The 1,105-nt window shown below is 56.9% G+C and carries 1 other annotated feature (cut by both window edges).

The features are described 5' to 3' along the window. Positions 1-1,105, plus strand: a sequence feature (mutual gap in cmsearch alignment for this rRNA model is longer than 100) (it extends past both window edges: 908 nt to the left, 2,109 nt to the right).

Raw genomic sequence — 1,105 nt, forward strand, 5'->3', positions numbered from 1 at the left:
GAGGGGATCCCAAGTAGCACGGGGCCCGAGAAATCCTGTGTGAATCTGCCAGGACCACCTGGTAAGCCTAAATACTCCCTGATGACCGATAGTGAACTAGTACCGTGAGGGAAAGGTGAAAAGCGCCCCGGTGAGGGGTCGTGAAATAGTACCTGAAACCGTGTGCTTACAAGCCGTAGGAGCGTAGACAAGCTTGCTTGTCTGTGATGTGACTGCGTGCCTTTTGAAGAATGAGCCTGCGAGTTATGGTGTGTGGCGAGGTTAACCCGTGTGGGGGAGCCGTAGCGAAAGCGAGTCTGAATAGGGCGTTGAGTCGCATGCTGTAGACCCGAAGCGGGGTGATCTACGCATGGGCAGGTTGAAGCGCGGGTAAGACCGCGTGGAGGACCGAACCCACCAGGGTTGAAAACCTGGGGGATGATCTGTGTGTAGGGGTGAAAGGCCAATCAAACTCCGTGATAGCTGGTTCTCCCCGAAATGCATTTAGGTGCAGCGTCGCGTGTTTCTTGCCGGAGGTAGAGCACTGGATGGCCGATGGGCCCGACAAGGTTACTGACGTCAGCCAAACTCCGAATGCCGGTAAGTGAGAGCGTGGCAGTGAGACTGCGGGCGATAAGGTTCGTAGTCGAGAGGGAAACAGCCCAGATCACCGACTAAGGCCCCTAAGCGTGTGCTAAGTGGGAAAGGATGTGGAGTCGCAGAGACAACCAGGAGGTTGGCTTAGAAGCAGCCACCCTTGAAAGAGTGCGTAATAGCTCACTGGTCAAGTGATTCCGCGCCGACAATGTAGCGGGGCTCAAGTACACCGCCGAAGTCGTGGCATTCGCGCCTAGCGCGGATGGGTAGGGGAGCGTCGTGTCGCCGGCGAAGCAGCCGAGTGATCGAGTTGTGGAGGCGACGCGAGTGAGAATGCAGGCATGAGTAGCGAATCAGAAGTGAGAAACTTCTGCGCCGGATGACCAAGGGTTCCTGGGGCAGGCTAATCCGCCCAGGGTAAGTCGGGGCCTAAGGCGAGGCCGACAGGCGTAGTCGATGGATAACGGGTTGATATTCCCGTACCCGCTGTGATGCGCCCATATCGAGGCCAGTGATACTAACAGTCCTT

The organism is Herbidospora daliensis, assembly GCF_001570585.1.
Taxonomy (GTDB): domain Bacteria; phylum Actinomycetota; class Actinomycetes; order Streptosporangiales; family Streptosporangiaceae; genus Herbidospora; species Herbidospora daliensis.